We start from the raw sequence: 15,463 nt of genomic DNA, 5'->3' as shown, positions 1-15,463 counted from the left end.
CGGTGCCGTTTGCTCGTGTGTACTAGGGGAGGCGAAGGACGAGCAGACCACGCGTACGGGTACGGGTACGGGTACGACAGGGCGTTACGGGGGTAGCGACGATGCCGGCTTGGGACATCGATCCGATCAACGTGCAGACCACGCTGAAGTCGACCGGTGAGGCGGCCGGCGGCCTGGAGAAGGCCGCCAACTCACTGGTGTCGAACATGGCGAGCGCGGCCGAGTCGGCCGGTACGGCCGTGCCGGGCGGGCAGTTCAACGGACCGATGATCGGGCCGGTGGTCGCGGGCACGCCACGGGTGCCGGTCGGACCGGTCGCGGCGGCGCTGAGCACGTACCTCCAGGAGCGGCAGCAGAAGCTGGCGTACATGGCGCAGCGGACCATCGACTCCGTGCAGGGCGCGGCCGATGCCACCAACGCCTACGTCACCGGCGACCTGGACATGGCCGCCACGCACCAGGCCAACGCGCTCAAGGCGACGGTCGTACCGCCACCGCCGGGTGTCGACGGGAACGGCGGGCAGGGGCCGAAGTGAGCGACGACATCCCCGTCATCCCGGAGGAGGTCCCTGAGTTCACCGGCAACCTGGAGCTGCTCGACCAGCACATCGCGGGCGTCCGTTCGGCCGGTACCTCCCTGAAGGACTCGGGCTCGGCGATCCACACCCGCTTCGGCGGCCTCTCCGCGTACTACAAGGCGCCCGAGGCGGAGGCGCTGTTCGCGACGACCGCTCCGGTGGCGGCCAAGGGCGGTGAGTTCGCGACCGAGTTGGAGACCGTGGCCTCGGCGCTGGACACGTACGCCGCCGCCGTCGGCCCGCTCAAGCAGAAGTTCGACCAGCTCCGCCGGGACGCGATCGCCTTCCGCGCGAAGATCGAGGGCGACGACGAGTGGCGCGCCGACGGCGACCTCGTCGAGGAGAACAACAACCGCCGCTCCGACATCAACGCCGCGTACGCCGCGTTCCAGGCCGCCGAACGCGACTGCTACAACAAGATCGTCGGGCTGGTCGGCGGCGAGGCTCTCGTCGTCAACGACGGCTCGAACAAAGAGAACATGTACGGCTACCGGGGCGAGGACCTCGACAACGCCGGTGGTCTGCCCTGGGGCGACCCGGTGGAGGAGTCCAACCCCTGGTACTACATCCACGAGCACGCCTGGGACTTCGCGGTCGGCTTCGTCGTGGACGGCGTGTGGGGCACGATCAAGGGCCTGGGCACGCTGGTCGGCTTCAACGGCTGGGACGCGGCGGGCCAGGCGTGGGTCGGCCTCGGCAAGCTCGCCACCGGCATCGTCATCACGGCCGTACCGGTGGTGGGCGCCGCGTACTGGCTGGCGCCCGACGACAAGCTGCCCTCCTGGCTGCGCGACTCCCGCACCGCCGTCGTGGAGACCGGCAAGGCGCTGATCGCGTACGACGAGTGGGGCAAGAACCCCTCCCGGGCGGCCGGGGCGGTCACCTTCAACGTCCTGACCACGATCTTCACGGGCGGCGCGGGCGGAGCGGTCTCCGGCGCGGGCAAGGCGGGTGCCATCGCCAAGGCGATCTCCTTCGCGGGCAAGGCCGGCAAGATCGTCGACCCGATGACATACCTCACCAAGGGCGTCGGCGCGACGGCGGTGAAGATCAGCGACGTCATGGCGAGCCTGCGCGGCATCACCGACGGCACACACATCCGGCTCGGCGAGGGCACGTACCAGATCGCCGACCCGCCGAACGTCGCCGACGAGCTGCCGGCCGGCCTCACCCCCGAGAACAGCGTCCGGATGGAGACGCCGCAGGGCGAGGTCGTCTACCTCGACACCCAGACACTCGTCGTCCACAACGCGGACGGCACGGTACGGGAGTCCCTGGACGCCATCCGGCACGAGGGCACGGCGGCCGAGCGGGGCGTCGACGCCACGCGACCCGAGACCGAGCTGGTGGGTGCGGGGGCGAAGGTGGGCGACGGCGGCACGGCTGTGGGGCGCGTCGGCGACGACCGCCTGCCGTCCGCGAACCATGAGACGCCGGGTGGCAACGGAGGGCCCGGCGGTGACGGCCGGACCGGTGGTACCGGAGGCGGCCGTACGGAGACCCCGACCGGCGGCCACACCGAGACCTCGGGCGGCGGCCACACCGGGGCTCCCTCCGGCGGTGGTCACGGCGGGACACCGGGCGGCGGCCACACCGAACCCCCCGTCGGCGGGCACGGCGGCACCCCGGGCGACGAAGGCACGGGGGCCCCGCACGAGCCCTCGGAGGGAACGACGGCCCCCGAGCGCGGCAACGAGCCGCCGCCGGAACTCACCCCGCAGCAGAAGGCGGACCACTGGGACCACCTCGACGAGGTCGAGTCCCGTAGTCCCGATGAGTTCGACCAGCTCCAGCGCGACCCCGACAAGAACGGCGGTATCTCCGAGCCCTCCAAGGACGAGGCAAGGGTCGGCCTGGACCTCGCCGAGCAGGGGCGTCTCCCGGACGACATCCAACGCCCCACGGAGGCGGACCGCGGGGAGTTCTACTCACCGAGCACCGGACGCTACTACGACATCAAGGGCGTCCATTCCGACTGGCCCCCCTTCAACAATGTCCGGGACAAGTCCCTGCCGTTCAAGGGAGCTTATGACCCCGCCAAGAACGAACGCTGGGTCAAGAAGCTGGCGGAACAGATCGTCGAGAAGCAGCGTGTCGTTATCCTGGACATGCGCAATGCGAATCAGGCGGCGATCGACGACATCAAGTCCATCGTCGAGAAGAATGGCTGGGAAGACGATGTCATCTGGTACCCGTAGGAATTGGGCACCCCGCGTGTTCCCGACGGATCCGCAGGCGAAAGCCCGTCTGGAGGAGTGGCTGAGCGCGGGGGGCGAGGGCGCCCTCGATGTCATCGGGCTCGATCTGCGTGACGCGGACCTCTCCGAGGCGAACCTCCAGGAGTCCTGGCTCACCGACGCGAAACTGGCCGGGGTCAAGCTGGTGGGGGCGGACCTCTACCGTTCAGACGCCGAAGGGGCCGATCTCACGGGAGCCGATCTGACGCGGGCCTCGCTGGTCCGTGTCAACCTCGACGACGCCGTGCTCCGGGGCGCGATCCTGGATGGCGCGGATCTGGTCAAGGCCTCGCTCTACGACGTCGACGCGACGAATGCCTCCTTGCGTGGCACACGCGTCCTGGGCGCTTCCCTCCTCCATGTGGATTTCCGCGGTGCGGACCTCTCCCATGCCGTTCTGCGGGAGAATTCCTTCAAGGTGACCGTCGATCACCGCACCAAGGTCGAGGGCCTTTCGGGAACCGTCTTCGGCCCTGTCCGGGTGATCGACGATCAGGGCGTGGAGCACGAAATCGCGGGAGCGGCACTGGAACGTTGGGTGAGCGAGCGAGGCGGATCCGTCGAGGTGCTTCCCGTCTCTGACGCAAAGCGCGGCCTGTGACCGGGATTCACCGGCGGCCCCAGGTGCTCCCGGACGCAGTCGACCCGCGGCGCGCCCTCGGGGCGGTGCTCGGCTCCGCCGTCGGGGACGCGCTCGGCGCGCCCTTCGAGTTCGGTCCTGAAGGCGCCTTCTCCGCGCGCTTTCCGAAGGCCGGGCACGGCGGAGAGATGTGCGGGGGTGGCGGATGGGACCCCGGTGAGGCGACCGACGACACCCAGATGGCCGTCCTCGTCGGGGAGTCCCTCGTCGAGCACGGTGGGCTCGAACTGCCCGACGTCTTCCGCAGGTTCCAGCGCTGGGCGGCCTCCGGCCCCAAGGACATCGGCATCCAGACCGAGGACGTCCTCACCGGCAGCGACCCCTGGGACCTCGCCGCCGCGCTCCACTTCCAGGTGAACCTACGGGCCGCGGGCAACGGCGCGTTGATGCGGGCCGCCACCTCGGCCGTGTTCTTCGCGCCGTACGGGCGCGGCCCCAGTATGGACGCGGCCCGGCGCCTGTCCGCCCTCACGCACGGCGACCCGGCCGCCTGGGAAGGCACCGCCGTCCTCCACGAACTGGTCCGGATCGCGCTGGCCGGCGGCGACCCGCTCACCGCGCTCCCCGACACCCTGGCCGCGCTCCACCCCGACCACCGCCCCCGGTACGAGGTCGTCCTCGCCCCCGACTGGCACCCCGACCGCGCCACGGAGTTCAACGGCGCCGTCTGGCCCTGCCTGGGCTCCGCCGTCTGGGCCGTACGGACGACCGACTCCTACGAGGACGCCGTACGCGCGGCGGTGGACCTCGGCGGCGACACCGACACGGTCGCGGCGGTGACCGGCGCGCTCGCGGGCGCGGTGCACGGGGTCGAGGCCATCCCGGAGCGCTGGCTGGAGCCGCTGCACGTGCCCCTGCCGGGGTTCGGGGAGCGCGTCCTGCGCACCCCGGAACTCATCTACCTGGCAACGGAGTTGGCGACTCGGCACGACGCCCGCTGACCCTCGTTCTCAGCCCGCACCCGGCTTGTAGCCACTGATGACGTACTCCGCCTCGTCGTCGATGGCGTTCTCGTCCACGTCCAGGGTGATCCGTGCGGGATGCCCACCGGGGGCGTACTGGATCTCCGCCGTGTCCGCCTGCTCCTGCCAGGCCTTCTCCAGCATGTCCAACAGGTCGCCGATCTTCGGTATGCGGTCGGGCCCCTGCTCCACCACCGACCGGCTGCCCTCGTCGAGGCCGACCGCCTCGGTCACCTTGCCGTCCCGGACCGTCACCCGGAACGTCCCCGCCAGGACCATCGAGGTCGACGTGAGGGTGTAGACGTACGAGGAGGGCTCCTCCCAGGTGATGGGGGTCCCCGCGGTGGTGCTGCTCTGCTTCGGCGAGGCTCGCCCCTTCGGTTCCGAGGACGTCCCGCCGTCGCACGCGACGGTCGTCCCCGCCGTCCCCGCGATCAGCGTGGCGGCGAGGAGCACGGAACGAACACGGGAGCATAAGAGAGTCACGGCGACCCCCATTCCTGAGCGGCTGTGACTAAGACGCGATCCGCCGCTGGAACGTTCGGTCCGCGGCGCGCTCGATCTCCGGCGCTTCCGGTCCCCGGCGCGGCCTGGCTTCGGCACGACCGGCCCCCGGCGCATTCGGACTTCGGCACGACCGGCCCCCGGCGCATTCGGACTTCGGCGCGTTCGAGTCGTGTCGCCTCGCTCCGGCGCCCCCGGGCCTCCGCCCCTACAGCGCCCGCAACGCCCCCGCCGTGGCCCGCGTCAGGCTCTCCAGATAGCCCTTCGGCAGCTTCGGCGCGCGGACGACCACCGAGCGCCAGTACAGCGGGCCCGAGATCACGTCCAGGGCCAGGTCCTCGTCCACGCCCGCGCGGACCTCGCCCCGGGCGACCGCCGCCGCGACGATCCCCGTGGCCACACTCTGCTGCCCCTCCCTCAGCGCCTTCTGCATCGCCTCGGCGATCTCCGGATTGCGGGCGGCCTCGGCCTGGAGGTCGGGGATGATCTGGCCGGCCACCGGGTGCCGCAGCGCGCGGGACGTGACCTCGTAGAGCAGCCGGAGATCGCCCTCCAGCGAGCCCGTGTCCGGCATGGGCAGGCCCTGGACCGCCACTGCCGAGACCAGGTCCAGCACCAGGTGCAGCTTGGAACGCCAGCGGCGGTACACCGCCGTCTTGCCGACGCCCGCGCGGCGCGCGATGCCCTCGATGGACATCCGGGCGTAGCCGACGGCCGCCAGTTCCTCGAAGACCGCCGCCCGGATCGCCTCCGTCACGTCCTCACGGAGCACGGCCGCCCCGGCGGGGGCCCGGCGGCGCGGCCGTGGCGGCGGCTGCCCCTCGGAGGGGTCGGCGTTCGTCGTCATGGTGCACAGCATAGGCCGCGACGACGAAACGGTTGCGTTCCGACGTCGAATCGACTTAGGCTCACGTTGCGACGATACGGTCCCGTCCCGACGTAAGAGCAGGGCAAGGGCGCCGTAAGAGCCCGACCAGCGCGGCCGAGCACGCGGGACGCCCCCCACCAGCGACCTCACTAGCGAAAGCAGCGGATGTGAGCCAGGTCCTCCACGCACCGCCCCCGACCAGGGCGGACACCCCCCGAAGCGCCCCCGCCGCCGAGACCCCGGCCCAGCTCGCCGAGCGGTACGGCCTCAGCGTCAGCGGGGCCCGCCCCTCGCTCGGCGCGTACGTACGGCAGCTGTGGGCGCGGCGGCACTTCATCACCGCGTTCGCCACGGCGAAGCTGACCGCGCAGTACAGCCAGGCGAAGCTCGGCCAGGTCTGGCAGATCGCGAACCCCCTGCTGAACGCGGCGGTCTACTACCTGATCTTCGGCCTGCTCATGGGCACCAAGAAGGGCGTGCCGGACTACGTCCCGTTCCTCGTGACCGGCGTGTTCGTGTGGACCTTCACCCAGAGCTCGATCATGGCGGGCACCCGCGCCATATCCGGCAGCCTCGGCCTGGTCCGGGCCCTGCACTTCCCCCGGGCCTCGCTCCCCCTGTCGTACTGCCTCCAGCAACTCCAGCAACTGCTGTTCTCCATGGCCGCGCTGGTCGTGATCCTGCTGGCCTTCGGGGTACCGGTCGCCGCGTCCTGGCTGCTGATCGTCCCCGCGCTGGCGCTGCAGTTCGTGTTCAACGCCGGCGTGGCGATGGTGTTGGCGCGGATCGGCGCCAAGACGCCCGACATCTCGCAGCTGATGCCGTTCGTGCTGCGTACCTGGATGTACACCTCGGGCGTGATGTTCAGCATCGACCACATGCTCGCCAAGAGGGACATCCCGGCGTTCGTGCATCTGCTGCTGGAGTGCAACCCGGCGGCCGTCTACATCGACCTCATGCGGTTCGCGCTGATCGACAGCTTCCACGGGGGCCAGCTGCCGCCGCACGTCTGGGCGATCGCGGCGGGCTGGGCGCTCCTCGCGGGCGTCGGCGGGTTCATCTACTTCTGGAAGGCTGAGGAGACGTACGGCCGTGGCTGACACCATCATCAACCCCACCGTTTCCGGCACCCGGCGGACGGCCGACCAGGCCACCGACACCGGCACGGGCACCGGCACCGCCGCCCCCGAGCCCGTCCCGACCGTCGTCGTCGACGGTGTGGACATCGTCTACCGCGTCAACGGCACGGGGGCCGGTCGTGGCACCGCCACCGCCGCGCTCAACCGCATCCTGCGGCGCAAGAAGGCGGAGAAGGCGGCCGGCGTCCGCAAGGTGCACGCCGTGCGGAACGTGTCGTTCACCGCGTACCGGGGCGAGGCCATCGGGCTGATCGGGACGAACGGCTCCGGGAAGTCGACCCTCCTCAAAGCCGTCGCCGGGCTCCTCCCCGTGGAGAACGGGCGTATCTACACCGACGGCCAGCCGTCCCTGCTCGGTGTCAACGCGGCCCTGATGAACGACCTCACGGGTGAACGGAACGTCCACCTCGGCGGGCTCGCCATGGGCATGTCCCGGGAGCAGGTCAGGGAGCGGTACCAGGAGATCGTCGACTTCTCGGGCATCAACGAGAAGGGGGACTTCATCACGCTCCCCATGCGGACGTACTCCTCCGGGATGGCGGCCCGGCTGCGGTTCTCCATCGCCGCCGCCAAGGACCACGACGTGCTGCTGATCGACGAAGCGCTGGCGACCGGGGACCGCTCGTTCCAGAAGCGCTCCGAGGCGCGGATCCGTGAGCTGCGGAAGCACGCGGGGACGGTGTTCCTCGTCAGCCACAACAACAAGTCGATCCGGGACACGTGCGATCGGGTGCTGTGGCTGGAGCGGGGGGAGCTCCGCTTGGACGGGCCCACGGACGAGGTGTTGAAGGAGTACGAGAAGTTCACCGGCGGGAAGAAGTAGGTCGCCTGAGAACTCGGGGGGAGCTGTGGTTCGGCGGGTGCGGGTTCGTCGTGGTTGTTCGCGCAGTTCCCCGCGCTCCTTCGATGCTCACCTCTCCAGAAAAGTGAACAGGGCCTCCCACCTGTCCACGATCTCCTCCGTGCCGTAGCGGCGGATGTTCTGTCTCGCCTTGTCGCCCATGCGGTCGCGCAGGGTCTTGTCGGTCATCAACCGGTCCAGTTTGCGGGCCAGTTCACCCGTGTTGCCGGGGCGGACGAGAAGGCCGTCCTCGCCGTCGCGCACGATCTCGTGGACGCCGGGCGCGCAGTCGAAGGCGACACAGGGGACGCCCATGGCCATGGCTTCCATCAGGGCGAGGGGGAAGCCCTCGCCCCGGGAGGACAGCGCGAAGACCGAGCCGCCGCGTAGCACGCCCGGCACGTCGTGCGTGCGGCCCATCCAGGACACCGAGCCATCGAGACCGAGGGCCGTGCACTGCTTCCTGAGGAGTTCCTCGTCCTCGCCGGAGCCGTAGACGAGCAGCGTCCAGTCCGGGTGCCGGGGCGCCACCTCGGCCCAGGTGTCGAGGAGCATGTCGACACCCTTCTCGTCGCTGAGCCGACCGATGCTGACGACGGCCTTCGCGGTGCGCGGCGAGGGCTCCTCCGGAATCCAGGGCACGGCGTTGGGCAGGTACGAGGCGTTGTTGAGGCCCGCCCCGATCCACAGGTCGGCGTCCTCGCGGGTGAGGACGAGCATGCGGTCGACGTCCCGGTAGTACGTGAGCACCCGCCGGAAGCGGGAGGAGCGGCGGGAGGTCTCGAAGGACTCGTGGCTCATCCCGATGACGGTCAGACCGCCGGTGTCGGCGAGCCGCACCCACTCCATCGCCCACACCTGGGTCACGATCACGACCCCGCCGGGGCGCGCGGCCCGGAACAGGCCGGTCAGCACGGTCGCCCGGTCCCGCATGCTCGCGTCCCGCGCCCGGCCGGGGGGCGGCGGCTGGCCGTCGTACAACCGGGTGGTGGGGTAAGGGAGTTCACCGAGGGGGTGCGGGTCCTCGGGGGTGGTGATCCCGATGACGTGGACGCGGTGGCCGCGTTCGGTGAGGAGCCGGGCCAGATGATGGGACCAGCTGGTCACACCGCCCGTCTCGTCCACGCTGTTGGACACCAGGAAGACGTCCCGCGCCCCGGACACCCGTGCGCCGTCCCGCCCGGCATCCCTGGCCTCGTCCCGCACGACAGCCCTGTCCCGGCCGATCACTTGCGCCTCCACTCGGAGAAGAACTGGTCGACGACGCTCCGGGCCGCCGTCCCCTTGTCGTACTCGCCGAAGGCGGCCGTGAACCGCTCCCGCGCGGCGGCGTACTTGAGCGTCTGCTCGTCCAGCGAGGAGTCGCGCAGGACGGCGTGCAGCTCGTCCTCCGTGCGCACGATCGGTCCCGGCGCGCGTTCGAGGAGGTCGAAGTAGGTGCCGCGGCCCTCGTGGACGTACTCCTCGTAGTCGTAGGTGAACAAGAACATCGGGCGGTCGAGCAGCGCGTAGTCGAACATCACCGACGAGTAGTCCGTGATCAGCGCGTCCGCGAGGGCGAGGACGGGCGTCACGTCGTGGTGGTCGGACACGTCGACGACGCGGCCCCGCACCGACGGCGGGAGCACGACGTGGTTGAGGTAGTGGGCACGGACGAGCAGTACGTACTCGTCGCCGAAGGTCTCCGCGAAGCGCTCCACGTCGAAGGGGAGGGTGAAGCGGCGCTGCCCCTGGTGGCGGAAGGTGGGGGCGTAGAGCAGGATTTTCTTGTCCGCCGGGATCGCGGAGATCTCCGGGATGCCCAACTCGGCGGCGAGCCGCGCGCGCTGGTCCGCCCGGTCCGTCTCCCGGGCCCGGACGAGCTCGTCGTTGCGCGGATAGCCCACCCGCAGCAGCACCTTCTCCCGCAGCCGGAAGGCCTTCGCCAGGGTGCGCACGTCGTGCTCCGAGCGGATCAGGAAGTGGTCGAAGCGGTCGAGGGTGCGCTGCTGCTCGGCCTGCTCGGCGCGGGACTTGAGCTTCCAGCCGGGCTCGTCGAAGCCCATGCGCTTGAGCGCGGAGCCGTGCCAGGTCTGGAGGTAGGTCGTGCCGGGACGCTTGGTCAGCTTGAGCGGGAAGCTCTGGTTGTCGATCCAGAACTCGGCGCGGGCCAGCGCCCGCAGATACGGCAGCGACCAGCGCCGGACGAGGGTGGCGTCGGCCGGGAACCCCTCGGGGCGGCCCGTGTACGACCACACCGCCTCGAAGTCGAGACCCTGGCGGCGCATCTCCTCGTAGATCGCCCGGGGGCTGTCGCTGTACTGCCGTCCGAGGTGGCTCTCGAACACCACCAGCCGCCGCTGCTTCGGCATGCGCTGGAAAACCTCGCGGTAGAGGCGGATTTTGGCGTCTCCGGAGGTGGCCTGCTTGCGCAGCGCCTTCGCCTTGCGGTAGCCGGACTTGGCGAGCCTGCCGGGCGCCCCCTGGAGGCCGCGGGTGACGAGGACGGTGGCCTTCTTGTCGGGGACCAGCCGGAACGCGAGGTGACCGCGGGCGGAGATCTGCGGCTCGACCCGGTCGGCGACCAGCCGCGTGAGCCGCGGCCGGACCGGCAGTTCGCCGCCCGCCAGCCCCGGTTCGGCGGCCGTCAGCCGGCTCGTGGTGCGCTCGCCGTCGACGTCGAGGTGGAGGCGCACGTCCCATACGGCGTCCACGATGCCCAGCGGTCGGAGCGTCCGGGAGATGTCGGCGTCGGCCCGCCACGTGATGTACGGACCGTCGTGCCGGACGGTGGCCACCGGCACCCGGAAGGTCTGGAACCGCACGCCGGGGCGGCGGGCGTAGAACTCCAGCGAGGCGGAGAGCCGGGCGTCGGCCGGAATGACCCCGAGCGGGTTGGTGACCCGCCCGGCGAGACGCACACAACCGCCCCGACCGGCGCCGACGCCGGTGCCTCGTCCCCGGCCCGCCTCCGCCGCGTCTGGCGCGTGCCCCTCGTACTCCTCGTACTCCTCGTACTCCGTCAGCTCGTTGCGCAGGAACAGCTTCCGGACCGGTCGGGCGTGGTAGCCGAGTTCGGTGACGTCCAGGATCCGGCGCGCGAACTCCCCTTCCTCCCCGGGGGCGTGCAGGTGCTCGGCGCACCAGTAGATCCGCCCGTCGCGCTCGACCAGGGGCGCGGAGACCTTGTCGCGGTTGGTCAGCGTGTCCACGGCCGGCAGCAGGTTGTCCCAGTCGCCCATCCGCAGCAGATAGGCGCAGACGGCGTGGATGGGTTCGACCTCGTCGTACGCGGCCGGGTCGATCGACGCCAGATAGGCGCGGGCCAGTCCGGCGAACTCCTGACGGTAGGCCGCGTCCCGGAACGGCAGGTCACGCAGATGCAGCACCAGGTCGTGCTTGAGGAACTTGACGTCCTTGTGGAACTTCAGCTCCGCCATGCCCTGGGCGGCGAGGAGCCGGTCCACCCGGCGGTGGATCTCCATCCGGTGCGCGAAGTTGGCGATCTCGGCCCGCCGGTTGCTGATCGACTTGGCCCGCGCCTTCTCGGCCACGTTCCAGTCGTAGACCCGGTTGGGGATCAGGGTGATGCGGCGGGCGGCCGCGTACGCCTGGGCGGAGAAGAAGAGGTCCTCGTAGTGGATGCCGACGGGGAACAGCAGCCCGCCCTCGACCAGAAAGTCCCGGCGGTAGCACTTGTTGGTGGACAGGGTGTCGTAGACCAGCAGGTCGGGCAGCTCGGAGACGGAGTCGAGGGTACGGGTGCGGGTGTACAGCCACGGGTACCACGGGACCTCCTTCCGGTTGCGGGTGTCCACGTGGACGCGGACGCAGAGACCGGAGACGAGATCGGCCCCGGTGCTCTCGGCGGCCTCCAGCAGGTTGCGGCAGGCGTTGCGCTCCAGGACGTCGTCGCTGTCGAGGAAGACGACGTACTCGCCCCGGGTCTCCCGGATGCCCGCGTTGCGGGGCGCACCGCAACCGCCGCTGTTCTCGGGCAGCCGGTACGCGCGCACGCGGTCCGGGTGCTCGGCGGCGAGGCGGGCGGCCACCTCGTAGGAGCCGTCCGTGCTGTGGTCGTCGACGATCACGACCTCGACGCTCCGCAGCGTCTGCTCCAGCACCGAGCGGACGGCCGTGGGCAGCCTGGCCTCGTCGTTGTAGACGATCACGACGACGGATACGGCGGGTCGCTGGTCCACGTCCGTGTTCACCCCATCAATCCCGTTCGTTCCGTACATCCCTGACATCCCCGCTTCTACCCTCTATAGACCGTGGTGCGGTTGAGGGCCACTCGGGTAGATGTCCTCGGCGGTACGCGGGTTGCCTCGCCGGCCTCTGACGGCTCCCTGCCGCGATACCCTCCGAGGACGTGCTGAGCGGAGGGGGCGGTCGATGCGTGGGGTGGTACCTGAGCCGCTGCGGACAGAGGATCCGCGGGAGATCGCCGGGTATCCCCTGTACGCCCGGATCGGTGAGGGCGGCATGGGCACCGTCTATCTCTCCCGCAGCCGGGGCGGCCAGCCGGTCGCGCTGAAGCTGGTCCGCCCGGAGTACGCGGACAGCCCCGCCTTCCGTGAACGGTTCGCCCGCGAGGTGGCCGCCGGGCGCCGCGTGTCCGGCTACCACCTGGTGCCGATCGTCGACCACGACGCCGGTGCCGAGCGGCCCTGGCTGGCCACGCACTACGTCCCGGGTGTCCCCCTCGACCAGGCACTGGAGACCCACGGCCCGCTCCCGGTCGCCACGGTCCTGCAACTGCTGGCGTGCGCCGCGTACGCCCTGGACGCCGTGCACACCGCCGGGGTGATCCACCGTGACGTCAAGCCCGCCAACCTGCTGCTGGCCGCGGACGGGCCCTGGCTGCTCGACTTCGGCATCGCCCGGGCGGCGGGCGCGGCGACCCTCACCACCGCCGGACGCCTCATCGGCACCCCGCGCTACATGTCCCCCGAACACGCGCTCGGCCGCCGGGTCACCTCCGCGTCCGACGTGTTCGCGCTGGGCCTGATCGCCGCGGTCGCGGCGACCGGCAGTCACCCGTACGGGCGCGGCAACCCGCTGGCCATCGCCACGCGCATCGCCGCCACGGACGTTTCCCCACCCGTGCTGGACGGCATCGGGCGCCCCCTGGTGGACGTCATCCGCCGCTGTCTCACCGCCGACCCGGTGTCCCGGCCCTCCGCGGCCGCCGTCGCCGAGCACTGCGCGGGGGCGGCGCGGCGGGACGTCCGGGACTTCGCGGGCTGGCTGCCGGGGCCGGTGGCCACGTCGGTGGCCCTCATCGAGACGGCCTTCCGCACGCTGTCCCTGACGGAGGCGCCGACGGCTCCGACGCCGCACATCTCGGAGGCGCCGACGGCACGGCGCCTCCCGCCGACGGCGCCGATCACTGTGCGGGACGAGGAGTGGCGGCGCCGGGTCCGCCGGGATCCGTGACTTCGGGTGCGCTGTCAGGTGCGGGTGGTTCGTGGTTGCTCGCGCAGTTCCCCGCGCCCCCTGAAAGACCAGGCCCTGCGGGCCTGAAAAGCAGGGGGCGCAGCCCCGGCTTTTCAGGGGCGCGGGGAACTGCGTGAGAAGCCCCACCGGACCCGCACCCGCCGACGAAACAGGCGCCCCCGAGTTATGAGGCGCCCCCGCCCCCCGGGAACCGCAACACCCACCCCAAGTGTCATAAGTGCCGTATAAGCTTCGGACCGCTCCAAGTGCCCACACCGGCACCAGAGTTCGGCACCGCACCGGGGGAGGCTCCCATCAGCACCAGCACCAGCGACATCCTGAGCCCTCTGGGACCGCAGGACCCACGAGAGACGGCCGGCTACCACCTGCAGGCCCGCATCGGCGAGGGCGGCATGGGCACGGTCTACCTGTCGCACACCCGCGGCGGCCAGCCCGTCGCCCTGAAGGTCATCCGCCGCGAGTACGGCCAGGACGCCGACTTCCGCCGCCGTTTCGAGCAGGAGGTCCAGGCCGCCCGCCGCGTGCAGGGTTACCACATCGTCCCGGTCGTCGACCACGACACCACCGGCGAACTCCCCTGGCTGGCCTCGGCGTTCATCGCCGGCATCCCCCTGCACGACGCCCTGGTCGCCTTCGGCCCGCTCCCCCTGCCCGCCGTCTTCCAGCTCGTCGGCTGCGCGGCCCGCGCCCTCACCTCGATCCACGCGGCCGGAGTCATCCACCGCGACCTCAAACCCAGCAACATCCTGCTGGGCTCCCAGGGCCCGTACGTCATCGACTTCGGCATCGCCCGAGCCGCCGACGCCACCCATCTCACCCAGTCCGGCGGCCTGATCGGCACGCCGCAGTACATGTCGCCGGAACACGCCCTCGGCGAGCAGGTCACCCCGGCCACCGACGTCTTCTCGCTCGGCCTGATCGCGGCGGTCGCCGCCACCGGACGCCACCCGTACGGCGACGGCGGCGCCATCACCATCGCCGCGCAGATCGCCAACACCTCCCAGCGCCCGCCGAAGCTCGACGGCTACGACCAGCGGCTGCGCCCCCTGCTGGAGCGCTGTCTCACCGCCGACCCGGCCGAGCGCATCGGCACCGAGGAACTGGCCGCGCTCTGCCAGGAGTCGGCGGGCCGTGGCATCGGCGACTTCACCGGCTGGCTCCCGGAGCCGCTCACCGCCGAGATCGCCCGCCGCGAGCAGTCCGCCCAGGCCCCGCCCCAGCCGACGGCACCCCAGATGCCGGCCGCGCCCCCGGCGGCGCCCCCGACCACCGCCCCGTCGGCTCCCGCGCCCCCGCCCCACGACCCGACGCCCCAGGGCCACGCGTACACCCAGGGCGTACCCCAGGCCGCCCCGACACCGCCGCCGACCGGCTTCGGCCCGCCGGCCCAGGGCCAGGCCCCGACCCCCGGCTACGGCTACCCGCCCCCGGCCACCGACACCTACAACCTCAGCCCGCAGGCCCCCAGCCCGGCCCCTCCCAAGAAGAGCCGCCGCGGCCTGAAGGCGGCCCTGGTCGCCCTCGCCCTGGTCCTCGTGGCCGGCTCCGGCGCGGCCGCCGCCGTGTACGTGATGGGCAAGGACGACGACGGCAAGAGCTCGGCGAGCAACGGCACCAAGGACAGCGGCAAGAAGGACGGTGCCGACGGCGACAAGGGCGCCTCCACACCGAGCCCGTCCCCGACGAAGGCCGACACCGGCTCCGGCGACCAGGGCGGCGAAGGGGACGGAACAGACCCGAGCACCTCCCCTTCCATCCCCGCGAACGCCCAGTACTCGGCGATCTTCGAGGGCAAGTCCTTCACGCTCCGCACACCCGCGGGCTCGGCCTACGTCAACGTCGACTTCGACAAGCCGGAGGTCGACACCGAGGACGAGATGGTCGACACCCTGAAGGACATGTACCTCGACAGCAGTTACTGGTACTTCGACACGACGATGGGCAAGAGCGCGGGCACCACACCGCAGGAGTGCGCCGAGGGCACGGGGACCGATGTGCTGCCCTCCAGCCTGGACTCCGGCGCCTTCGGCGAGGAAGCCGAGATCGACAAGGGCGTCAGGCTCTGCACGATCACCAAGCAGGGCAACCTCGCCATGTACGAGATCACCGGGCTGACCCCGGGCGAGTACAGCTGGGAAGTCCCCACGGTGCAGGGCAAGCTGACCCTCTGGGAGATCACCGAGTAACCCGGCGCGACCCGCACGCGGAAGGGGGCGCACCACAGCCGTGGAGCGCCCCCTTCGCCATGCTCGGCG

Annotated in this window: 12 protein-coding genes; 8 read left to right on the top strand and 4 right to left on the bottom strand. The window is 71.2% G+C overall.

Features of this window, described 5'->3' with window-relative positions; genetic code table 11:
• Positions 1–101: 101 nt before the first annotated feature.
• The 4 genes from P8T65_RS28440 to P8T65_RS28425 are packed head-to-tail and all read left to right on the top strand — an operon-like array spanning position 102 to position 4,396.
• The gene (locus P8T65_RS28440) at positions 102–536 is read left to right on the top strand and encodes a DUF6507 family protein (RefSeq protein ID WP_184893386.1); all 435 of its coding nucleotides are present in this window, start codon (positions 102–104) and stop codon (positions 534–536) included.
• Positions 533–2,776 carry a hypothetical protein gene (locus P8T65_RS28435; RefSeq protein WP_316728040.1) on the top strand — a complete coding sequence of 748 codons (2,244 nt, stop codon included), beginning with the start codon at positions 533–535 and terminating at the stop codon, positions 2,774–2,776. Before P8T65_RS28440 ends, P8T65_RS28435 begins: the two co-directional genes overlap by 4 nt.
• Positions 2,777–2,792: 16 nt before the next feature.
• A complete protein-coding gene (locus tag P8T65_RS28430; RefSeq protein WP_316728039.1) occupies positions 2,793–3,416 on the top strand; it encodes a pentapeptide repeat-containing protein in 624 nt (207 codons plus the stop codon).
• Positions 3,413–4,396 carry an ADP-ribosylglycohydrolase family protein gene (locus P8T65_RS28425; protein WP_399100543.1) on the top strand — a complete coding sequence of 328 codons (984 nt, stop codon included), beginning with the start codon at positions 3,413–3,415 and terminating at the stop codon, positions 4,394–4,396. The genes P8T65_RS28430 and P8T65_RS28425 overlap by 4 nt, the downstream gene beginning before the upstream one ends.
• A 9-nt stretch (positions 4,397–4,405) precedes the next feature.
• Here the strand turns inward: P8T65_RS28425 and P8T65_RS28420 are convergent, their stop codons facing one another.
• Both P8T65_RS28420 and P8T65_RS28415 read right to left on the bottom strand, forming a co-directional pair.
• Positions 4,406–4,873 (bottom strand): DUF6174 domain-containing protein, encoded by a 468-nt coding sequence (locus P8T65_RS28420; RefSeq protein WP_316728038.1) that lies wholly within the window; start codon positions 4,871–4,873, stop codon positions 4,406–4,408.
• Between the two features lie 256 nt (positions 4,874–5,129).
• Positions 5,130–5,768: a TetR/AcrR family transcriptional regulator gene (locus tag P8T65_RS28415; RefSeq protein WP_033524948.1), complete on the bottom strand. Its 639-nt coding sequence runs from the start codon at positions 5,766–5,768 to the stop codon at positions 5,130–5,132.
• 188 nt (positions 5,769–5,956) lie between these two features.
• Here P8T65_RS28415 and P8T65_RS28410 point away from each other — a divergent pair, with 188 nt between their 5' ends.
• Together P8T65_RS28410 and P8T65_RS28405 are read left to right on the top strand one after the other, a co-directional pair.
• Positions 5,957–6,889, top strand: coding sequence for an ABC transporter permease (locus P8T65_RS28410; protein WP_316728037.1), 933 nt, complete (start codon positions 5,957–5,959; stop codon positions 6,887–6,889).
• Complete coding sequence (locus P8T65_RS28405) at positions 6,882–7,751, top strand: ABC transporter ATP-binding protein (protein ID WP_399100538.1); 870 nt, start codon at positions 6,882–6,884, stop codon at positions 7,749–7,751. The genes P8T65_RS28410 and P8T65_RS28405 overlap by 8 nt, the downstream gene beginning before the upstream one ends.
• Positions 7,752–7,838: 87 nt before the next feature.
• Here the strand turns inward: P8T65_RS28405 and P8T65_RS28400 are convergent, their stop codons facing one another.
• Complete coding sequence (locus tag P8T65_RS28400) at positions 7,839–8,933, bottom strand: glycosyltransferase (RefSeq protein WP_316731766.1); 1,095 nt, start codon at positions 8,931–8,933, stop codon at positions 7,839–7,841.
• Between the two features lie 62 nt (positions 8,934–8,995).
• On the bottom strand, positions 8,996–11,989 hold the full coding sequence (locus tag P8T65_RS28395; protein ID WP_316728036.1) for a bifunctional glycosyltransferase family 2 protein/CDP-glycerol:glycerophosphate glycerophosphotransferase: 2,994 nt from the start codon (positions 11,987–11,989) through the stop codon (positions 8,996–8,998).
• A 154-nt stretch (positions 11,990–12,143) separates the two neighbouring features.
• Here P8T65_RS28395 and P8T65_RS28390 point away from each other — a divergent pair, with 154 nt between their 5' ends.
• Together P8T65_RS28390 and P8T65_RS28385 are read left to right on the top strand one after the other, a co-directional pair.
• Complete coding sequence (locus P8T65_RS28390) at positions 12,144–13,187, top strand: serine/threonine-protein kinase (RefSeq protein WP_316728035.1); 1,044 nt, start codon at positions 12,144–12,146, stop codon at positions 13,185–13,187.
• 266 nt (positions 13,188–13,453) lie between these two features.
• Positions 13,454–15,394 carry a serine/threonine-protein kinase gene (locus P8T65_RS28385; RefSeq protein WP_316728034.1) on the top strand — a complete coding sequence of 647 codons (1,941 nt, stop codon included), beginning with the start codon at positions 13,454–13,456 and terminating at the stop codon, positions 15,392–15,394.
• Positions 15,395–15,463 lie beyond the last annotated feature (69 nt).

The organism is Streptomyces sp. 11x1, from assembly GCF_032598905.1.
Lineage (GTDB): Bacteria > Actinomycetota > Actinomycetes > Streptomycetales > Streptomycetaceae > Streptomyces.
Note: the sequence above shows the minus strand (reverse complement) of the source record. Positions and strands in the feature narration are given on the sequence as shown.